General features: G+C 40.1%; 18 protein-coding genes and 1 riboswitch. Of the genes, 16 read left to right on the top strand and 2 right to left on the bottom strand.

Features of this window, described 5'->3' with window-relative positions; all coding sequences use genetic code 11:
- Positions 1-79 precede the first annotated feature (79 nt).
- The 16 genes from JOE23_RS12170 (at position 80) to JOE23_RS12095 (ending at position 16,671) form a co-directional block, all read left to right on the top strand.
- Complete coding sequence (locus JOE23_RS12170) at positions 80-730, top strand: DUF2179 domain-containing protein (RefSeq protein ID WP_204438752.1); 651 nt, start codon at positions 80-82, stop codon at positions 728-730.
- The gene (locus JOE23_RS12165; RefSeq protein WP_204438751.1) at positions 711-887 is read left to right on the top strand and encodes an NETI motif-containing protein; all 177 of its coding nucleotides are present in this window, start codon (positions 711-713) and stop codon (positions 885-887) included. Before JOE23_RS12170 ends, JOE23_RS12165 begins: the two co-directional genes overlap by 20 nt.
- Before the next feature lie 77 nt (positions 888-964).
- Positions 965-1,064: riboswitch (purine riboswitch) on the top strand.
- Between the two features lie 282 nt (positions 1,065-1,346).
- Positions 1,347-1,838, top strand: a complete 492-nt coding sequence (gene purE, locus JOE23_RS12160) for a 5-(carboxyamino)imidazole ribonucleotide mutase (protein ID WP_204439012.1) — start codon at positions 1,347-1,349, stop codon at positions 1,836-1,838.
- Entirely contained in the window at positions 1,825-2,946 is a 1,122-nt protein-coding gene (purK, locus tag JOE23_RS12155) for a 5-(carboxyamino)imidazole ribonucleotide synthase (protein WP_204438750.1), read from the top strand. Before purE ends, purK begins: the two co-directional genes overlap by 14 nt.
- A 12-nt stretch (positions 2,947-2,958) precedes the next feature.
- Positions 2,959-4,254, top strand: coding sequence for an adenylosuccinate lyase (gene purB / locus JOE23_RS12150; RefSeq protein ID WP_204438749.1), 1,296 nt, complete (start codon positions 2,959-2,961; stop codon positions 4,252-4,254).
- Positions 4,255-4,318: 64 nt separating this feature from the next.
- On the top strand, positions 4,319-5,029 hold the full coding sequence (purC, locus tag JOE23_RS12145; RefSeq protein WP_275581503.1) for a phosphoribosylaminoimidazolesuccinocarboxamide synthase: 711 nt from the start codon (positions 4,319-4,321) through the stop codon (positions 5,027-5,029).
- The gene (gene purS / locus JOE23_RS12140) at positions 5,026-5,277 is read left to right on the top strand and encodes a phosphoribosylformylglycinamidine synthase subunit PurS (RefSeq protein WP_204438747.1); all 252 of its coding nucleotides are present in this window, start codon (positions 5,026-5,028) and stop codon (positions 5,275-5,277) included. Before purC ends, purS begins: the two co-directional genes overlap by 4 nt.
- Positions 5,274-5,957: a phosphoribosylformylglycinamidine synthase subunit PurQ gene (gene purQ / locus JOE23_RS12135; protein WP_204438745.1), complete on the top strand. Its 684-nt coding sequence runs from the start codon at positions 5,274-5,276 to the stop codon at positions 5,955-5,957. Before purS ends, purQ begins: the two co-directional genes overlap by 4 nt.
- Positions 5,941-8,169 (top strand): phosphoribosylformylglycinamidine synthase subunit PurL, encoded by a 2,229-nt coding sequence (purL, locus tag JOE23_RS12130; protein WP_204438743.1) that lies wholly within the window; start codon positions 5,941-5,943, stop codon positions 8,167-8,169. Before purQ ends, purL begins: the two co-directional genes overlap by 17 nt.
- On the top strand, positions 8,145-9,554 hold the full coding sequence (gene purF, locus JOE23_RS12125) for an amidophosphoribosyltransferase (protein WP_204438740.1): 1,410 nt from the start codon (positions 8,145-8,147) through the stop codon (positions 9,552-9,554). The genes purL and purF overlap by 25 nt, the downstream gene beginning before the upstream one ends.
- 18 nt (positions 9,555-9,572) lie before the next feature.
- A complete protein-coding gene (gene purM, locus JOE23_RS12120; protein ID WP_204438738.1) occupies positions 9,573-10,601 on the top strand; it encodes a phosphoribosylformylglycinamidine cyclo-ligase in 1,029 nt (342 codons plus the stop codon).
- A complete protein-coding gene (gene purN / locus JOE23_RS12115) occupies positions 10,591-11,172 on the top strand; it encodes a phosphoribosylglycinamide formyltransferase (RefSeq protein ID WP_204438736.1) in 582 nt (193 codons plus the stop codon). Before purM ends, purN begins: the two co-directional genes overlap by 11 nt.
- 3 nt (positions 11,173-11,175) lie before the next feature.
- Positions 11,176-12,711: a bifunctional phosphoribosylaminoimidazolecarboxamide formyltransferase/IMP cyclohydrolase gene (gene purH / locus JOE23_RS12110; protein ID WP_204438734.1), complete on the top strand. Its 1,536-nt coding sequence runs from the start codon at positions 11,176-11,178 to the stop codon at positions 12,709-12,711.
- Positions 12,712-12,738: 27 nt separating this feature from the next.
- On the top strand, positions 12,739-13,995 hold the full coding sequence (purD, locus tag JOE23_RS12105; protein ID WP_204438732.1) for a phosphoribosylamine--glycine ligase: 1,257 nt from the start codon (positions 12,739-12,741) through the stop codon (positions 13,993-13,995).
- A gap of 281 nt (positions 13,996-14,276) precedes the next feature.
- The gene (locus tag JOE23_RS12100) at positions 14,277-15,071 is read left to right on the top strand and encodes an ABC transporter ATP-binding protein (RefSeq protein ID WP_204438730.1); all 795 of its coding nucleotides are present in this window, start codon (positions 14,277-14,279) and stop codon (positions 15,069-15,071) included.
- On the top strand, positions 15,064-16,671 hold the full coding sequence (locus JOE23_RS12095; protein ID WP_204438728.1) for a hypothetical protein: 1,608 nt from the start codon (positions 15,064-15,066) through the stop codon (positions 16,669-16,671). Before JOE23_RS12100 ends, JOE23_RS12095 begins: the two co-directional genes overlap by 8 nt.
- A gap of 120 nt (positions 16,672-16,791) precedes the next feature.
- On the opposite strand, the gene JOE23_RS12090 is transcribed toward JOE23_RS12095, so the two are convergent.
- On the bottom strand, positions 16,792-18,051 hold the full coding sequence (locus JOE23_RS12090) for a methyl-accepting chemotaxis protein (protein WP_204438725.1): 1,260 nt from the start codon (positions 18,049-18,051) through the stop codon (positions 16,792-16,794).
- A 151-nt stretch (positions 18,052-18,202) separates the two neighbouring features.
- Positions 18,203-19,516 carry a 6-phospho-beta-glucosidase gene (locus JOE23_RS12085; RefSeq protein ID WP_204438722.1) on the bottom strand — a complete coding sequence of 438 codons (1,314 nt, stop codon included), beginning with the start codon at positions 19,514-19,516 and terminating at the stop codon, positions 18,203-18,205.
- Positions 19,517-19,531 lie beyond the last annotated feature (15 nt).

Raw genomic sequence — 19,531 nt, 5'->3', positions numbered from 1 at the left:
AACATATGCCTACTTGCATAAGAAGGTTCATTGGAAAAAATAGAATGAGTCATATACAATGAAGCTAGGAGGGTTGCATATGTTAGAAAGTGCGATGATAATGGTTTCAATTATATTAGCGATTAACATTATTTATGTATCCTTTTCAACGATTAGGGTTATTCTCACTTTAAAAGGGCAAAAATATATTGCTGCAACAATTGGAACGGTTGAAATTATTATCTATACATTAGGCCTTGGTCTTGTTCTTGATAATCTTGATCGGATCGAAAATTTACTTGCTTACGGGATTGGCTATGGTATTGGGGTCATTGTAGGCTCGAAAATTGAGGAACGATTAGCATTGGGTTACATAACTGTTAATGTGATTTCGTCTGATCCTGATATTTCTTTTACAAAAGAGTTACGTGCAAAAGGGTATGGTGTCACAAGCTGGTATGCTTACGGAATGGATGGTGATCGATTATCTATGCAGATTCTTACTCCAAGAAAATATGAATTACACCTGTATGAGACGATTAAGACGATGGATCCGAAAGCCTTTATTATTTCTTATGAACCTAAACATATTAATGGAGGTTTCTGGGTTAAACAAGTTAAGAAAGGAAAGATTAAGCAAAGTGTCGAAGCAGAAGAAATTGAGCGGAGCAAAGCTGAAGAACAAACGAACGAAACGGCAGAACAGCCAAAAGAAGAAACAGTTCGAACGAATGGACAACGAGACGATTGATCAATGTATCGATCGTATTAAAAAAGCTGGTTACTTCCCAATAAGAAGAATTGAAAAGCCTATCTTTGAAGAAGTTATGAAAGAGGGAGAAGTTCATTATCAACCGATTGGAAAAAAGATTGTTTTTGACGCTATTGTGAACAAAGACGAACAATAGGACTTTTTATTTATTTATCGTTCGATTTTTATTGACTAATAAAGGTGTCCTTGTTATGATAAACATGCAGTAATGATAATGAATATAACAACTAACCTCATATAAATTTGAGAATAAGGCTCAAAAGTTTCTACCCGTTACCGTAAATAACGGACTATGAGGGAAGATGAAGCATGACAACAGCAATCTATCAATATAACAATAGATTTATGTTGTGGTGTTCTTTTGTTCTGACTATTGGTTCAGACAGTGATTGTTCAGTGGTGTGTAAACGCCATTTCACCTATTCATCTTCTCTCAATAATGGGAGAGGTGGATAGGTTTTTTTGTAAAATAGTATAAAATTCAAGCGAAAAAACGGGAAATGACGAAGTTAAAATTTTAAAGTGCCAAGGATAAGAAATGCTATCTGACCAGCAAAAGGGAGCGTTTCTAATGCGTGAGGAAAAGGGGGATAAAATGGTTCAAGTCGGTGTGATTATGGGAAGTATTTCAGATTGGCAAACGATGATGAATACATGTGAAGTTTTGGATTATTTAGCGATTGACTACGAAAAATTGGTTATTTCGGCTCACCGAACACCTGAGGATATGTTTGAATATGCAGAAACAGCTCGTGCAAAAGGCTTGCGAGTGATTATTGCTGGTGCAGGTGGAGCGGCCCATTTACCGGGCATGGTCGCTGCCAAAACGACGTTACCAGTTATCGGTGTACCGATTCAATCGAAAGCATTGAATGGTATCGATTCTTTACTATCGATTGTGCAGATGCCGGCTGGTGTCCCTGTTGCGACGGTTGCCATTGGTGTTGCAGGTGCAAAAAATGCAGGTTTGCTTGCTGCACAGATTTTGGCAACGCATGATGTTGATTTAGCTACTAAATTAACTGCTTATCAAGCGGAAATGCGTGAAAAAGTCTCGGAAATGAGGGATCAGCTTGCCGAACAATGAGTTCTACTTAGGCAAAACAATCGGTATCATCGGTGGTGGACAGCTAGGTCGGATGATGGCAACGACAGCACGTCACATGGGTTATCGTCTGATCGTACTTGATCCGACACCGAACTGCCCAGCTGCACAATTAGCTGACGAGCAAATCATCGCTTCCTATGATGATTTTACAGCCATCAAAGTATTAGCTGAAAAAACAGATCTAGTTACTTATGAATTTGAGAATGTCGACCTTGAAATGGCGCGCTATCTCGAAAAGCAGGGTTGCTTGCCACAAGGAGCCAAATCACTAGAGATTACCCAAGATCGTGAAAAAGAGAAGCAGGCGATGCTTGCTAGCGGACAGGCGGTTGCCCCATTTAAAATCATAAAAACCAATGACGATTTAATAGAAGCAGTGGACACGATTGGCTTTCCCGCGGTGCTAAAAACATGTCGCGGTGGTTATGATGGTAAAGGGCAAATCAAGTTAACGAACAAAGCGGATTTAGCAGAAGCAAAGACATTTTTAGCCAAGCATCAGCGCCTTATTTATGAGGCATGGGTCAGTTTTGATTGTGAAATATCGGTTGTTTTCACACGTGGTATCGATGGTGCTATTACTTACTTTCCGATTGGTGAAAATGTCCATCGTGATCATATTTTGCATACAACGACGGTTCCCGCTCGTGTCTCGCCAATTGTGATAGATAAAGCGAAACAGGCGACAGAAGCGATCGCAGAAACGATTGGTGTGGTGGGTACGTTTGCGATTGAGTTGTTTGTTAAAGCTGATCAGATCTTTATCAATGAATTAGCACCACGACCGCATAATTCGGGCCACTATACCATTGAAGCCTGTAATGTGTCACAGTTTGAACAGCATATTCGAGCGATTTGTAACTTACCACTACTTCCGATTTACTTTCACGGTGCAGCAGTAATGGTCAACTTGCTTGGTGATAACATAGATGCTTATTTTTCTAAGTGCGAGCGACTTGAACGTGCCCACGTTCATATGTATGGCAAGGGTCAGCTTAAACCGAAACGAAAAGTGGGGCACCTTACCTTTGTTGATCAAGACCGTGAGCAATTGGTGCAATATTTAAAGCAACAACATTTAATTTAGGGGGACATAAAGATGATTGAACGTTATACGCGACCTGAGATGGGTGCAATCTGGACAGATGAAAACAAATATCAAGCATGGTTAGAAGTGGAAATTCTAGCTTGTGAAGCATGGAGTGAACTTGGTGTTATCCCAGAAGTAGATGTAAAAAAACTTCGTCAACATGCTTCATTTCGTATTGATCGCATTTTAGAGATTGAACAAGAAACGCGCCATGATGTTGTTGCTTTTACACGAGCCGTGTCAGAGACACTTGGTGAAGAGAAAAAGTGGGTGCATTACGGGTTGACCTCAACAGATGTTGTTGATACCGCTTTGTCTTATTTATTAAAGCAAGCAAACGTTATTATTCGTAACGATATTGAACAATTTATTGATGTTTTAAAAAATAAAGCAATTGAGCATAAACATACCGTCATGATGGGACGTACACACGGTGTGCATGCTGAACCAACGACCTTTGGATTAAAGATGGCGCTATGGTATGAAGAGATGAAGCGTAATCTTGACCGCTTTAATGCAGCGGCAGATGTGATAGAAGCAGGGAAACTGTCAGGTGCAGTTGGAACCTATGCCAATATTGATCCCAAGGTTGAAGCCTATGTTTGTCAGAAGCTTGGGCTAAAACCCGCGCCTGTTTCAACCCAAACCTTGCAGCGTGACCGTCATGCGCAATACATGTCTGCACTAGCACTCATCGCAACATCAATTGAGAAGTTTGCGACTGAAATTAGAGGCTTACAAAAAACAGAGACCCGTGAAGTCGAAGAATTTTTTGCTAAAGGGCAAAAGGGTTCCTCTGCTATGCCGCATAAACGAAATCCTATTGGGTCTGAGAATATGACGGGGATGGCACGTGTCATTCGTGGTTATATGATGACTGCTTATGAAAATGTCGCATTGTGGCATGAACGCGATATATCACACTCTTCAGCTGAACGGGTGATTTTACCAGATGCAACCATTGCTTTAAATTATATGCTTCATCGATTTAGTAATATTGTTAAAAACTTGACCGTATTCCCTGATAATATGAAACGCAATATTGATCGGACTTATGGTGTAATCTTTTCGCAAAGGGTGTTACTTTCATTGATTGATCAAGGGATGAGTCGAGAAACGGCCTATGACCTTGTCCAACCAAATGCCATGAAAGCATGGGAAACAGCCACACCTTTCCGCCGTTTGATCGAGGAAGAACCAAAGATTACTGGTTTGTTGTCTAAAGCTCAGATCGATGATTGTTTTGATTACACGTATCATTTGAAAAATGTTGATCAAATTTTTGATCGGCTTGGACTTGTGTAAGTCAAGTTTACCTTTTGTTCCGTCGTTTTAAATGAAAGGATATCACAAAAGAGGGGTGTAGCTGATGAAGAAACAGCTTTTGTATGAAGGGAAAGCTAAGCAAGTCTATACAACGGACCAATCGGATTTATTGGTGCTTTCTTATAAAAATGACGCGACTGCCTTTAACGGAAAAAAGAAGGCCACCTTTAATGGGAAGGGCCGGTATAATAACTTAATTTCGGCTTATTTGTTTACCTATTTAGCTGATCATGGGGTCCCAAGTCATTTTAAAAAAACGTTAAATGATACAGAACAACTTGTCCAACAAACGACAATCGTCCCACTCGAAGTCGTTGTTCGTAATCTAGCAACAGGTAGTATTGTCAAACGATTAGGCATTAAAGAAAAGACCGTTTTTGATCCACCTCTAATTGAATTCTATTTTAAAGAAGATGCACTTGATGATCCAATTATTAATGACCAACACGCTCTGCTTTTAACAGACGCAACGATCGAAGAGCTTGATCAAATCAAAAGCTATGCCCTTAAAGTGAATCATCTGCTGCAAACTTTCTTTGACACGATTGAAGTTAAATTAGTAGATTTCAAACTAGAGTTTGGTCGTGATCGATTGGGAGAAATCGTCTTAGCTGATGAAATTTCACCAGATACGTGCCGACTTTGGGACAAAACGACTGAAGCTAAACTAGATAAGGATGTGTTTCGGCAAGGTACCGGTGATTTAATAACCGTCTATGATACGATACTAAAACGACTGGAGGCAGTAAAATGATTAAAGTTAATATTCATATCACGCTAAAAGAGGGTGTCCTTGATCCACAAGGGAAAGCGATTGAAGGTTCTTTAAATACGCTAGGCTATCAAGGGGTTGAAGATGTTCGCGTAGGTAAATTTATTGAAATGACCTTTTCAGATAGTGAACAGGTGACAGAGCAAGTTGAGCAAATGTGTCAGAAACTTTTGGCTAATCCGGTGATTGAAAATTATAGCTATACCATTGAGGAGGGCGTTGTTCAGTGAAGTTTGCTGTGATTGTTTTCCCTGGCTCAAATTGCGATCGTGATATGTATTATGCTGCCAAAGATGCACTTGGAGCAGAAGCTGAGTTCGTCTGGTATCAAAATTCATCGCTTGAAGGTTATGATGCGATTTTACTTCCTGGTGGTTTTTCTTATGGTGATTATTTACGATGTGGCGCCATCGCCTCAACTTCAGAAATTGTAAAATCACTCCACCGAGAAGCCGATCGTGGCACGCCAATATTAGGGGTGTGCAATGGATTTCAAATTTTGCTCGAATCTGGGCTTTTACCCGGGGCACTATTAAGGAATAAAGCATTAAAATTTTTGTGTCATCACGAGAATCTAGTTGTTCGCAACAATCAAACATTATTTACTTCTGAATATGAAAAAGGACAAATGATTTCGATTCCGATTGCCCATGGAGAGGGAAATTATTTTTGTGATCCAACCACGCTTGCTCAGTTGAAGGCAAATAACCAAATTGTCTTTACCTATCAAAATAACCCCAATGGTTCGGTGGAGGATATTGCCGGCATTGTTAATGAAAAAGGAAATGTACTTGGCATGATGCCACACCCTGAACGTGCAACGGAAGCTATTTTAGGCAGCGAAGATGGCTTGAACTTATTTAAGTCAATGCTGGTAAATTGGAGGGAAAGCTATGTTACAAACGCTTGAAGTTAGCCCTGAAACCATTGAAAAAGAAAAACACTATCGAGAAATGGGTTTGTCCGATCAAGAATATCAATCGATCGTGCGTATTTTAGGTCGGCGTCCTAACTTTACAGAGACAGGGATCTTTTCCGTGATGTGGTCAGAGCATTGTAGTTATAAAACATCAAAGCCGTTATTGCGCAAGTTTCCAACCGAGGGTCAGCAAGTGATTCAAGGGCCAGGTGAAGGTGCTGGTATTGTTGATATTGGTGATGGTCAAGCCGTTGCTTTTAAAATAGAAAGTCATAATCATCCTTCAGCAGTTGAACCTTATCAAGGGGCAGCCACTGGAGTCGGTGGGATTATTCGTGATATCTTCTCGATGGGGGCGCGTCCGATTGCCTCACTCAATTCATTACGCTTTGGTCCGCTGACAACGGGTCGTGTTAAATACCTATTTGATGAAGTTATCCACGGTATCGCGGGTTATGGTAACTGTGTTGGTGTTCCTACTGTAGGGGGAGAAATTCAATTTGATGCCTGTTATGAAGGGAACCCCCTTGTTAATGCAATGTGTGTTGGTCTGATCGATCAAAAAGATATCCAAAAAGGTATTGCAGCTGGACTCGGAAATACCGTGCTTTATGTTGGATCGAAAACGGGGCGAGACGGTATTCATGGTGCTACATTTGCTTCTGAAGATCTAACGGAGGACTCAGAAAGCAAACGGTCAAACGTTCAAGTCGGTGACCCGTTTATGGAGAAATTGTTAATTGAAGCATGTCTTGAAGCGATTAAATCGGATGCGCTTGTTGGGATGCAGGACATGGGAGCTGCGGGCCTAACGTCATCAGCAAGTGAAATGGCGAGTAAAGCCGGTATGGGTATGGAGATGAATTTAGATTTGATTCCGCAACGTGAAGCGAATATGACGGCCTATGAGATGATGCTATCCGAATCACAAGAACGGATGTTACTTGTTGTTGAAAAAGGTCGCGAACAAGAAATTACTTCTATTTTTGAAAAATATCAACTAGAGGCTGTTGCAGTGGGTCAAGTTACTGATGATAAGCAGTTTCGCTTACTTCATCAAGGGAAGGTCGTTTGTGATATTCCTGTTGACAGTTTAGCTGAAGATGCACCCGTCTATAATAAACCATCACAAGTACCTGCTTATTATGAAAAGTTTCAAGCGATGCCCGTTTACTATCCAAAGGTAACCAATCATGGTGAGGTATTGGAACAATTACTTGCTCAACCGACGATTGCTAGTAAAGAATATGTCTATGATCAATACGACTCGATGGTTCAAGCGAATACAGTTGTCGCACCAGGTTCTGATGCGGCGGTGGTTCGTATAAGAGGTTATGATAAAGCGATTGCGATCACAACGGATTGTAACGCGCGTTATATTTATTTGGATCCTGAAGTAGGGGGTAAGATTGCTGTTGCTGAGGCGGCCCGTAATATTGTGGCATCAGGAGCACAACCCCTTGCGTTAACAGATGGCTTGAATTTCGGTAATCCTGATAAACCAGAAAATTTCTGGCAAATGGAGAAAAGTGTCGAAGGGATGGCAGCGGCTAGCTTGGCTTTAAATACCCCTGTTATTAGTGGTAATGTATCGCTTTATAATGAATCAAATGGTCAATCGATTTTCCCAACGCCAATCGTTGGGATGGTAGGGTTGCATCAATCAACGAAAGATATCACCACTTCACACTTTAAAGAAGCCGGTGATGTGATTATTCTTATTGGTGAAACCCAACCGGAATTTGGTGGTAGCGAGTTGCAAAATCTATTAGAGAACCAATATTATGGTCAAGCCCCATCGATTGATTTAGCCATAGAACAAAAACATCAAACCCAACTGTTATCAGCGATTCAAAAAGGACTTGTTAAATCAGCGCATGACTTATCTGAAGGTGGTTTAGCTGTGGCTTTAGCTGAATCGCTCTTTTCAACGAAGCAGTTAGGTGCTGATGTTCAATTAACTGGCGATGCAACAACCCTGTTATTTAGCGAGAGTCAATCGCGCTTTTTAATAACGGTTGCGTCTGCTGACAAAGAACGCGTACTCACAGAAATTGAAGACGCAGTCTCAATTGGCACAGTCACTGAGACAGCCGATTTAAAGATAACAATCAATGATAACATGATCATTAGCAAACCAGTTACAGTGTTGGAATCACGCTGGAAGGGAGCTATACTATGCTTGCTGAAATCAAAGGTTTAAACGAAGAATGTGGTGTTTTTGCGATTTGGGGTCATGAGAAAGCGGCAGAGATGACGTATTATGGTCTGCACGCCCTGCAACATCGTGGGCAAGAAGGTGCAGGTATTGTCACAAGTGATGGTGATCAGCTCCATCTCCATAAAGGAATAGGGTTAATTAACGAAGTCTTTCAAGAAGGACAGATTAAGGAATTAACCGGTTCTGCTGCAATTGGTCATGTTCGTTACGCCACACAAGGTGGTGGCGGGTATGAAAATGTTCAACCGTTATTATTTCGTTCGCAAACATCGAGTATGGCTCTTGCGCATAATGGGAATTTAGTAAATGCATTTGCGTTAAAAGCGCAACTTGAGGCACAAGGGAGTATTTTGCAAACGACTTCTGATACAGAGGTTGTCGCTCATCTCATCAAACGTAGTGGCTACCTTAGTTTAGAAGAAGCGATTAAGCAGGCGTTAGGCATGATAAAAGGAGCATATGCTTTTACTTTTTTAACTGAACACCAATTGTTTGTCGCACTAGATCCTAGAGGTTTACGTCCGCTTTCATTAGGTAAATTAGGCGATGCTTATGTGGTTGCTTCTGAGACGTGTGCCTTTGATTTAATTGGGGCCGAGTATTTACGAGAAGTAAAGCCGGGCGAATTGATCACCATTGACAAAGACGGACTTAAATCAAGTTCATTCAGTTCACCAATGCGACGTTCACTATGCGCAATGGAGTATGTTTATTTCTCTCGTCCTGATAGTAATGTCAATGGTCAAAATGTTCATGCCAGTCGTAAAACAATGGGTAAGCAGCTAGCGAAAGAAGCAATTGTTGAAGCTGATGTGGTAACAGGGGTTCCTGATTCTAGTATTTCTGCAGCGATTGGCTTTTCTGAAGCGAGTGGTATTCCTTATGAATTAGGATTAATCAAAAATCGTTATGTCGGCCGAACGTTTATTCAACCTTCGCAAGAATTGCGGGAGCAAGGTGTGAAAATGAAGCTATCTCCAGTTAGGGGGATTGTTGAAGGAAAACGTGTTGTGATGGTTGATGATTCGATTGTTAGAGGAACGACAAGTCGGCGAATTGTTCGACTACTTAAAGACGCAGGGGCAACAGAAGTGCATGTTCGGATTGCTTCTCCACCAATTGTAAATCCATGCTATTATGGGATTGACACGTCAACTAAAAGTGAGCTGATTGCTGCCAATTATTCGGTTGAAGAAATGTGTGAACAAATTGGCGCAGATAGCCTGGCCTTTTTATCTGTTGATGGATTAGAGCAATCGATTGTAAAAGAGCCGTCAATTGAAGATGGGATTTGTCATGCATGTTTTACGGGCAATTATCCGACCGAAATCTATCCAGATACGGTTATACCAGCCTACAAAGATTAAGGACAGGAGCGAATAATAATGAGTGATATTTATAAAGCCGCCGGTGTTGATGTGCATGCCGGTTATCAAGCGGTTGAGTTAATGAAAAAGCATATTAAACGAACCGATCGTCCAGAAGTCCTTGGTGGTGTAGGTGCTTTTGCTGGTTTATTTGACCTTGCTGGATTCTCATACGATCAACCCGTGCTTATTTCTGGAACGGACGGAGTTGGAACGAAGTTAAAGCTTGCTTTTGAATTGAATCAGCATGATACAATCGGTATTGATTTAGTGGCCATGTGCGTGAATGATGTCATCGCTCAAGGGGCTGACCCGTTGTTTTTTCTTGATTACATCGCTTGTGGTCGCAATATACCTGAACAAATCGAACAAATTGTTAAAGGGATTGCCGATGGTTGTGTGGAAAGCGGAGCCGCATTGATAGGTGGAGAAACGGCGGAGATGCCCGATATGTATCAGCCAGATGAATATGATCTCGCTGGTTTCGTTGTCGGTATTGCAAATAAACCTGACTTAATCACAGGTCAAACGATTAAGGCGGGTGATTGTATTATCGGATTAGCCTCAAGTGGTGTACATGCTAATGGATTTTCGTTAGTTCGAAAGATTTTGGCTGATCAGCAACTTAAATTAACGGATGTCCCGGAACAACTCGATAGGTCTATTGGTGAATCGCTTTTGATACCAACAAGGATTTATGCTAAAGCATTTAAGGCTTTAAAATCGAAGGTCACTATTAAAGGGATTAGTCATATTACTGGAGGCGGCTTTTACGAGAATATTCCGCGTGCCTTACCCGATCATCTAGGTGCTGTCATTCAATTGTCAAATTGGGAGATTCCTGCTATTTTCACTTTTTTAAAAGACCAAGCCCAATTAACAAATTCAGATTTATTTGGTGTATTCAATATGGGGATTGGCATGGCAATGGTTATTGATGCTGAACAGAAAGATTTGGCACTGCAATTACTAACAGACCTTGGTGAAACAGCCTATCATATTGGCGAGGTGGTTGCAGAGACAGGGGTGAAATGCATTGAAGGATAAGACGCGATTAGCCGTCTTTGCTTCTGGAACGGGGAGTAATTATGATGCAATTGATCAAGCCATTAAGCAGGGCACGCTTGATGCGGAAGTGGTGATGATCGTTTGTGATCGGCCAGGCGCTCAAGTGATTGAAAAAGCAGATCAGAACAAAGTCGCTACGTTTGTTTTTGATCCAAAAGATTATCAAACGAAAGTAGATTTTGAAACAGAAATTGCGCAGCAATTGCGAGAGGTAAAGGTAGATTGGGTGATTTTAGCTGGTTATATGCGCCTTGTTGGCCCCACGTTATTGGCAGCGTATCATGGGAGAATGGTGAATATACATCCATCCCTACTTCCTGCTTTTCCCGGTCTAGATGCAATTGGTCAAGCTCTACATGCTGGCGTAAAAGTATCCGGTGTAACAATTCATTATGTTGATCAAGGTATGGATACCGGAAAAATTATTGCACAACAACCTGTTAAAATCGAAGAGGACATGACACGTGAAGTGTTACAACGTAAGATTCAAGATGTCGAGCATATGTTGTATCCCAAAACGATTCAGCAATTAATCAAAGAGGGGGAATAGACGTTGACGAAAAGAGCATTATTAAGTGTTTCGAATAAAAATAATCTTGTGCCATTTGCAAAGGGGTTAGTCAAAGCTGGTTATCAATTAATCTCAACTGGTGGGACGTTAAAAGCGTTAGAACAGGCTGGACTAGAGGCTTTACCCGTATCAGCTGTTACTAACTTTGATGAAATCTTGGACGGACGTGTGAAGACGTTGCATCCAGCCATCCATGGTGGTTTATTAGCTCGCCGTGATGATCCATCACACCAAGCCCAGTTAGCCGAGCGAGGGATTACACCGATTGATATCGTTGTCGTTAACTTGTATCCATTTAAAGAAACGATTGCAAAACCAGGTGTAACAGAGGCTGATGCGATTGAAAACATTGATATTGGTGGACCGACGATGTTAAGATCAGCAGCAAAGAACTTCCGTGATGTTACGGTTGTAGTTGATCCAACAGATTATGATAAGGTGCTAGCGCAATTAAATGACGGACAAGTAACGGTAGCATTCCGCAAGCAATTAGCAGCAAAAGTGTTTCGCCATACAGCACATTATGATGCGTTAATTGCTAATTATTTTAGTGAAATAACAGAAGAGAATGCCCCCGAAACCTTAACCCTTACTTATGAGAAAGTACAATCGCTACGCTATGGGGAAAACCCACATCAATTAGCCGCTTTCTATCAAGAGCCGCTCATTAATGGTGGATCCATTGCAAATGCGAAACAGCTTCATGGCAAAGCGTTATCTTACAATAATATTCAAGATGCAAATGCTGCCTTAGAAATTGTATTTGAATTTGATAAACAACCAGCTGCTGTGGCTGTAAAGCATATGAATCCTTGTGGCGTGGGGATAGGCGAGACCCTTGAACAAGCTTTTCAGAAGGCTTATGATGCTGATCCTATTTCGATCTTTGGAGGGATTATCGCGTTGAATCGCGAAGTGGATCAAGCGACAGCTCAGCTGTTGCAAGACATCTTTTTAGAAATCGTGATTGCGCCAAGCTTTTCTCGTGAAGCACTTGATATTTTAACGAGCAAGCCGAATTTGCGCTTACTCGAAGCATCAATGGAATCAGATAAACAAGATACGCAAAAAGTCGTTAGTGTCCTTGGCGGTCTTCTTGTCCAAGACCGAGACCTTGGTCAAATTAAAGCCGATCATTTAACCGTTGCGACGGAACGCGCGCCAAGCGAAGCGGAGTTAGCAGAATTATTGTTTGCTTGGAAAGTGGTGAAGCATGTTAAATCCAATGCGATTGTCGTGGTTAAAGGTCAGCAAACCATTGGTGTAGGTGCAGGTCAAATGAATCGTGTCGGTGCTGCTCAGATCGCTTTTGAACAAGCAGGTGCTGAAACACATGGAGCTGTCCTTGCCTCAGATGCATTTTTCCCGATGCCAGACACCGTTGAGAATGCTGCAAAAGCCGGCATTACAGCAATTATTCAACCAGGTGGATCGAAGCGCGATCAAGATTCGATTGATGCATGCAATCGTCATGGTATAGCGATGGTCATGACGGATATGCGTCATTTTAAACATTAAGATATTAAGATAAGGTGAGTGATTCGGATGGACGTACTTGTGATTGGTAGTGGTGGACGTGAACATATGCTTGTGAAGAAATTGAATCAATCCGATCGTATTAAACAAGTCTATGCTGCGCCAGGCAATGGTGGAATAGCAACAGAAGCGATCTGTGTGGATATTAAAGACGATGCAATTGAAGAGCTTGTTGCGTTTGTCAAAAAGGAAGCGATTGATTGGACCATCGTCGGTCCAGAAACTCCATTAACGAAAGGGATTGTCGATGTATTCCGTCGAGAAGGGTTAAAGATATTTGGACCGACACAAGCAGCTGCGCAAATTGAAGCAAGCAAAGATTTTAGCAAACATTTAATGCAAAAATATCATATCCCTACAGCAAACTATCAGACATTTACGAATAGTGAACAAGCAAAAGCTTATATCAGTGAGCAAGGGGCACCGATTGTAGTCAAAGCAGATGGTTTAGCTGCTGGCAAAGGGGTGGTCGTGGCGATGACTGTTGAAGAAGCTCATCAAGCTGTTGAGCAGATGCTTGTTCACAATCGTTTTGGTTCAGCTGGGGCATCGATTGTAATTGAAGAATTCCTCGAAGGCAAAGAGTTTTCTCTATTTGCTTTTGTTGAAGGGGAGGCCGTTTACCCAATGATTCCTGCTCGTGATCATAAGCGTGCTTTCGACCATGACCAAGGACCTAATACTGGGGGGATGGGCGCATATGCTCCTGTTCCAAATTTAGACCCTGATCATGTATCATTTACTGTCGAGTCGATTATAAAGCCGGTCGCCAAAGCAATGGTCGCGGAAGGACATCCTTATACCGGGGTGTTATATGCTGGATTAATTGAAACGAAGTCAGGGGTTAAGGTGATTGAATTTAATGCGCGTTTTGGTGATCCTGAGACACAAGTCGTCTTACCGCTGTTGGAAAATGATTTGATCCAAGTGATTGAGGACGTGACATCAAGTATCGATCCAAAATTAAAGTGGCGAGATCAATATGCAATCGGTACGGTTGTAGCTGCAACCGGTTATCCGGGATCATATAAAAAAGATGTCCCCCTACCGGAACTTAGTGATGATTCCAGTTGTTATCTGATCCATGCCGGTACTAAACAAGGGGAGATGGGTCAACTCGTATCAAATGGAGGTCGTGTGTTATTGGTTGGGGCGATAGATAACACAATTGAAAAAGCACAAACTGAAGTTTATCACTACCTTAAACGATTTGATCAGACCGACCACTTCTTTTATCGAAAAGATATAGGTATAACTGAATCCTAACTAGCAAAAGCTTGTCGCACTCATCGAAGTACGGCAAGCTTTTGCTATTGCCGTCGATCCATTTAAAATGAATCTTCAATCAGTGGGCGGAGGGTTACAGGATGTAGATCCTGCAGACGTTGCCACAGGACGTGGCGATCTTAGTCTATGATCTTCCCTTGCACTGATTGATAGTTGAGTTAACCAGGACATTTGCGCCGGCTATCTGTGATAAAATCTTTAGTGATCATTAGTAAATTATGTTAAGGTTAAAGAAATGATTAGTTAAGGAGGCGATTGAATTGTCAGAGGATCTCGTACTTGAATTAAAAGATTTATCCATTCAGTTTAATGCAAAACAAGTACTTAACCATATCAACTTACATGTGAAACGCGGGCAAATTATTGGTTATATTGGTCCAAACGGTGCAGGAAAAAGCACAACTGTAAAAATCATTTTAGGTTTGCTTGACCGTTATCAAGGACACGTCCACGTATTTGGTCAAGATATTCGACACGGAACAGTCGAATATAAACGTCGAATTGGCTATGTTCCTGAAAACGGAGAAATTTATGATGATTTAACCGCACAAGAATACATCCTTTTTGTTGGACAGATGTATGGGATGGATGCTGAAATCATTAAGCGAAAATTAGCGGTACTACTTGAGAAGTTTGATATGAAGACCGCGACCCATTCAAGAATTGGTACGTTTTCTAAAGGGATGAAACAAAAACTGTTAATTATAGCGAGTTTAATACATAATCCAGATTTGATTTTTTTCGATGAACCGTTAAGTGGTTTAGATGCAAATAGTGTCATGATTATTAAAGAGATGATGGCACAATTGGCTAAGCAAGGAAAGACGATCTTTTATTCATCGCATATTATGGACGTTGTTGAGAAGATAAGTGATCGAATCTTATTGCTTAATGAGGGGGAAATAGTGGCGGATGGCAGCTTCGATCAACTAAAAGCTAAAAATAAGGAAGGGACGTTGGAGCAAATATTTAACCAGCTGACCGGCTTTGATCAGCATCAACAATTAGCAGAGGACATTGTGGCGGTTATTCATGGAGATGATAACAATGAATGAGTCATTAACATTAAAAATACTTGATCAATTTGCCTGGCTATTTCGTTTGTTAAAGGCAGATTATCGTTCGCTAAGATTAATTATTGCATTTAAAATCAAAATGGATCATCGTCGTGTACCTACAATTATGCAAGGTGGCAAACAGCGTGCAGATCCAATCATGACTCCATTTGTTAAATCATTATTATTATATGCTTTTTATGGCTTGTTCCTTATCCCATTTCTTATTTCTGAGGATTCTTATCTATTGCAGATGATGATTGTCTTCGCTATAATGATATTTATTTTAATAACATCGATGATATCGGATTTCTCATTTGTCTTATTAGATGTTCGAGATAAAGTGATTTTGGATACCAAACCACTAGATGCGCGAACACGAGCATTAGCAAAGTTTACCCACATTATCATTTATATGGTGCAATTGACGGGGGCTTTTTTATTAGTCCCTTTAGTAAGTAGCCTGGTCCAAGGCCCACTATTTGCATTATTGTTTTTTATAAGCATTATTTTAAATGCAGTATTTTGTATGGTTATAACCGCCCTTTTCTATATGACTATTTTAAAATTTTTTGATGGTGAAAAATTAAGCAATCTTATTAATATGATTCAGATCTTTTTAACTGTTGGGTTGTTTATAGGTTATCAATTGATTGTGCAATCTTTTGGTGTTGTTGACTTATCGATTACAATCGATTGGCAGTGGTGGCACATATTTCTACCGCCGATTTGGTTTGGTGCTGTTTTTGAGATGTTTTTACTTAACAATTATTCATTAGTGTTGATCATATCTTCGGTACTTGCTGTTTTGATTCCTTTATTATCGATATCGCTTTATTTCAAATGGATGCCTACTTTCGAACGCAACTTACAAAAACTATTGATGACCAGTCATACAGGTAAGCCTAAAAAGCATTGGTGGTCAACGTTGATAGGCCGGATCGTCTGTCGTGATGTTCAAGAACGGACGATTTTCACGTTTGCTTGTGCAATGATGCGACAAGAGCGTGAGTTTAAATTAAAAGTATATCCTTCATTAGCTATTTCAATTATCTTACCGCTGTTCTTGTTGCTTAATTTATTTAACCCTGATCAAGGGTTCGGTGGTGGACTTAGTTATCTTTATGGATACTTTGTGTTGTTGATGATTCCAAACGTGGTTTATATGTTAAAGTATTCTAGTAAAGCAAATGGTGCATGGATATATAAAGTGGTACCGATAGAAAACCGAAGTCTATATTATCGTGGGACATTGAAAGCATTTTTTGTTCAACTATGCTTACCATTGTTGAGTGTATTACTGATTGTTTATATGGTCATGATAGAGTTTTCACTGTTCCTTGATTTATTTATTATTCTTGTCACTGCATGCTTATTTACGGTGATCTGTCATAAAATCTTTAACAATGGTACATACCCGTTTTCAGCATCTTTTTCTTTTAGTGATTCAGCGGGTGCAGTGTTAGTATTTGTCGCCATGTTTGTAATTGGAATATTTGCCTTTATTCATTTTGCCTTCACCTTGATCCCATTGGGTTTATATATTTACTTGCTTGTGTTGCTTATTGCGAACTTTTTTGTTTGGAAGAAAGTTCTGTAATGAAAATGAAAAATGAGAAGGTATGTTTTAGTTCTTCTAACGTTTCGGTAAAATACTGGGCACGGTCTAGGTTTACAGTAGGTAACCTAGAATCGTGCCCATGGCATGATTTACTATTGTTTAATGTGTATGAAAAGATGATTTTAAATCGGCAACTTCAGCATTGATCGTTTCCGCGTGCTTAAGTTGTTCTGAAATGACATCATTCATTTTAACAACATGCTCAGTGGTTGATTCTGTCGTCGATGTTGCTTGTTCCATCGCACTAGCAATCTCTTCACTAGATTTAGAGATATCTTGTGTATGTTGATTAATAGTATCAATCATCTTAATATTATCAGAAATATTTTTTGCAAACTGTTTGAAGTCCTTATTAATGGCTAAAATTTTGCCGGATTCATCGGCTATATTTGTTGCTTGTGTCTCTGTTTGTGTTGTAAATTGATCAACACCAGCTAAAATTTGATCAACGGTTTTCGCAATCTGGTCTGTGGCATCAACCGAACGCTCAGCAAGTTTTCTTACTTCTTCGGCAACGATTGAGAAGCCTTTACCATGTTCCCCTGCTCTAGCAGCCTCTATCGACGCATTTAATGCCAATAAATTGGTTTGTTCAGAGATATCGTTAATAAGCGTGACAATGCCTTTTATTTTATCGATTTCATTGGTAAGCTCAGAAACAATAGCTTTGGTTTGATCAGAATTACTTGCGATTTCCTCCATTGCATTTGAGGACTGATTCACTTGATTAATGCCGGCATCGGTACTGGTGCGCATTTTATTGAAAGATTCTGTCAATTCAGTGATGTGCTGAGCAATTCCCTGAAATTGCTCGTTCATGTTATCTGTCACAGCTGAAGTTTCTTCAAATGTACTTAATTGCTCAAGGGCACTATTTGAAATATCGTCAAAATATTTGTTCATTGAACGCATTTCCTTTGTTAAATGATCAACTTTATCGGAAATGGTTTGTGATTTATTTTCTACAAAATCAATTTGGGTTTGCTGATCGTTTTGATGCTGTTCAATTTGGGTGAACATCTCATTTAAACCATGACTGAGTACGCCAATTTCATTGAAATTCTTCGTGTTTACTCGGACAGAATAGTCACCTTGCTGGAACTGGTAAATCTTTTGCTCCATCGTTTGGATCGGTTTAATAATGTAATAGTTAATAAACAAGCTAATTAAGATGGTAGCCACAATGATATTCATAAAACCGTTTAAAAATTGTCCAATTAGACCTAATTCTATACCGGTCATCTCAATTAAATTTAATAACAGCCCAGAGAGGGTTGTATTTATCAGTAGAACAATGACTAATATGGTAATTGCATGAATATGGAGTCTTTTCCAAAATGGTATTTTTTTGTGTGTCATAACTGTTCTCCTTTATTTGTCATTTTTCTATGTGTATTTTCACAAGACCTTCACATTATAACAAACAATAGGTGTAATGACGAACAAAAAGCAACGCAGTAACTTAAATCACTGCGTTGTATCTTAAGTATTTACGGTTAAACAGAATTCATTAAGAGAATTGTGGCAAGTGCTCTTTATGTGCTTCCATCATTTCATCTACAATTTGTTTAGCAACAGTATCAGATGGGGTAAGTGGGTTAATGGTTAGAGCCAAGACAGCCTTATCATAATCACCAGTTACCGCTGCTTCTGCACCAATCCGTTCGAATGATTTAATTTGTTGGACTAATCCACGAACAGCAACAGGTAAGTCCCCGACTGTGATCGGTTTAGGTCCATCTTTTGTAATGATGCTACTTACTTCTACTGCTGAATCATTCGGAATACTTGCAATGGCTCCATTATTTCTCGTGTTTACAGGTTGAATGTCACGTTTGTCATTATAAATAGATGTAATCAACCGAACGGCTGCATCTGAATAATAAGCGCCTCCACGTTCTTCAAGTTGAGGTGGTTTAATGGCTAGTTCAGGATCTTTATAAAGTTCAAATAGCTCTTTTTCTAATTTAAGAACAACTTCTGCACGTGTTCCTTTTTCTGCTGCATCTTTCTTCGTTTTTTCAAGCATGTCCTGAGATTTATAGTAGTAGTTATGGTACGGACAAGTAAGGGCATTTAAAGCACGGATAAAGCTTGGCTCCCAACCGATACCTTCAATGTTTTTGACAAAGCTTGTGTTTTCTGGATCTGTTAACATTTCAATCACTTTGTCTTTGACACTTACGCCATCTAAATAAACATCCAAGCCATAAACCATGTGATTTAAACCGGCAAAGTCAATACGGATTCTTGAGTGTTCAACATCGAGTAACTTCGCAACACCCATTTCAATACCGATTGGCACATTACATAAGCCAACCACTTTCTTAATATTCGTGTAACGAAGTACAGCTTCTGTAACCATTCCGGCTGGGTTAGTAAAGTTAATCAACCAAGCATCAGGACAGAGACGTTCGATATCACGACATATATCTACAATAACTGGAATCGTACGTAGCCCTTTGAATAGTCCTCCAGGCCCGTTGGTTTCTTGCCCTAAAACCCCATATTTCAATGGTATCCGTTCGTCCTTAGCGCGTGCTTCTAATAAACCAACACGGAATTGGGTCGTGACAAAGTCTGCGTCTTTTAAGGCCACTTCACGGTCTAATGTTAAATGAACATCAATCGGTAAGCCTGCTTTTTTCACCATACGCTTGGCAAGCTCTCCTACAATTTCAAGTTTTTCTTTTCCTGCTTCAATATCAACAAGCCAAAGCTCTGTTAATGGAAACTCATCATAACGTTTAATAAATCCTTCAATTAATTCTGGTGTGTAACTTGAACCTCCACCAATCGTTGCAACTTTTAACTTTTTTGTCATAAGTCATTTGCCTCC

Source organism: Amphibacillus cookii (assembly GCF_016908375.1).
In the GTDB taxonomy this organism is placed as follows: Bacteria; Bacillota; Bacilli; order Bacillales; family Amphibacillaceae; genus Amphibacillus_C; species Amphibacillus_C cookii.
Note: the sequence above shows the minus strand (reverse complement) of the source record. Positions and strands in the feature narration are given on the sequence as shown.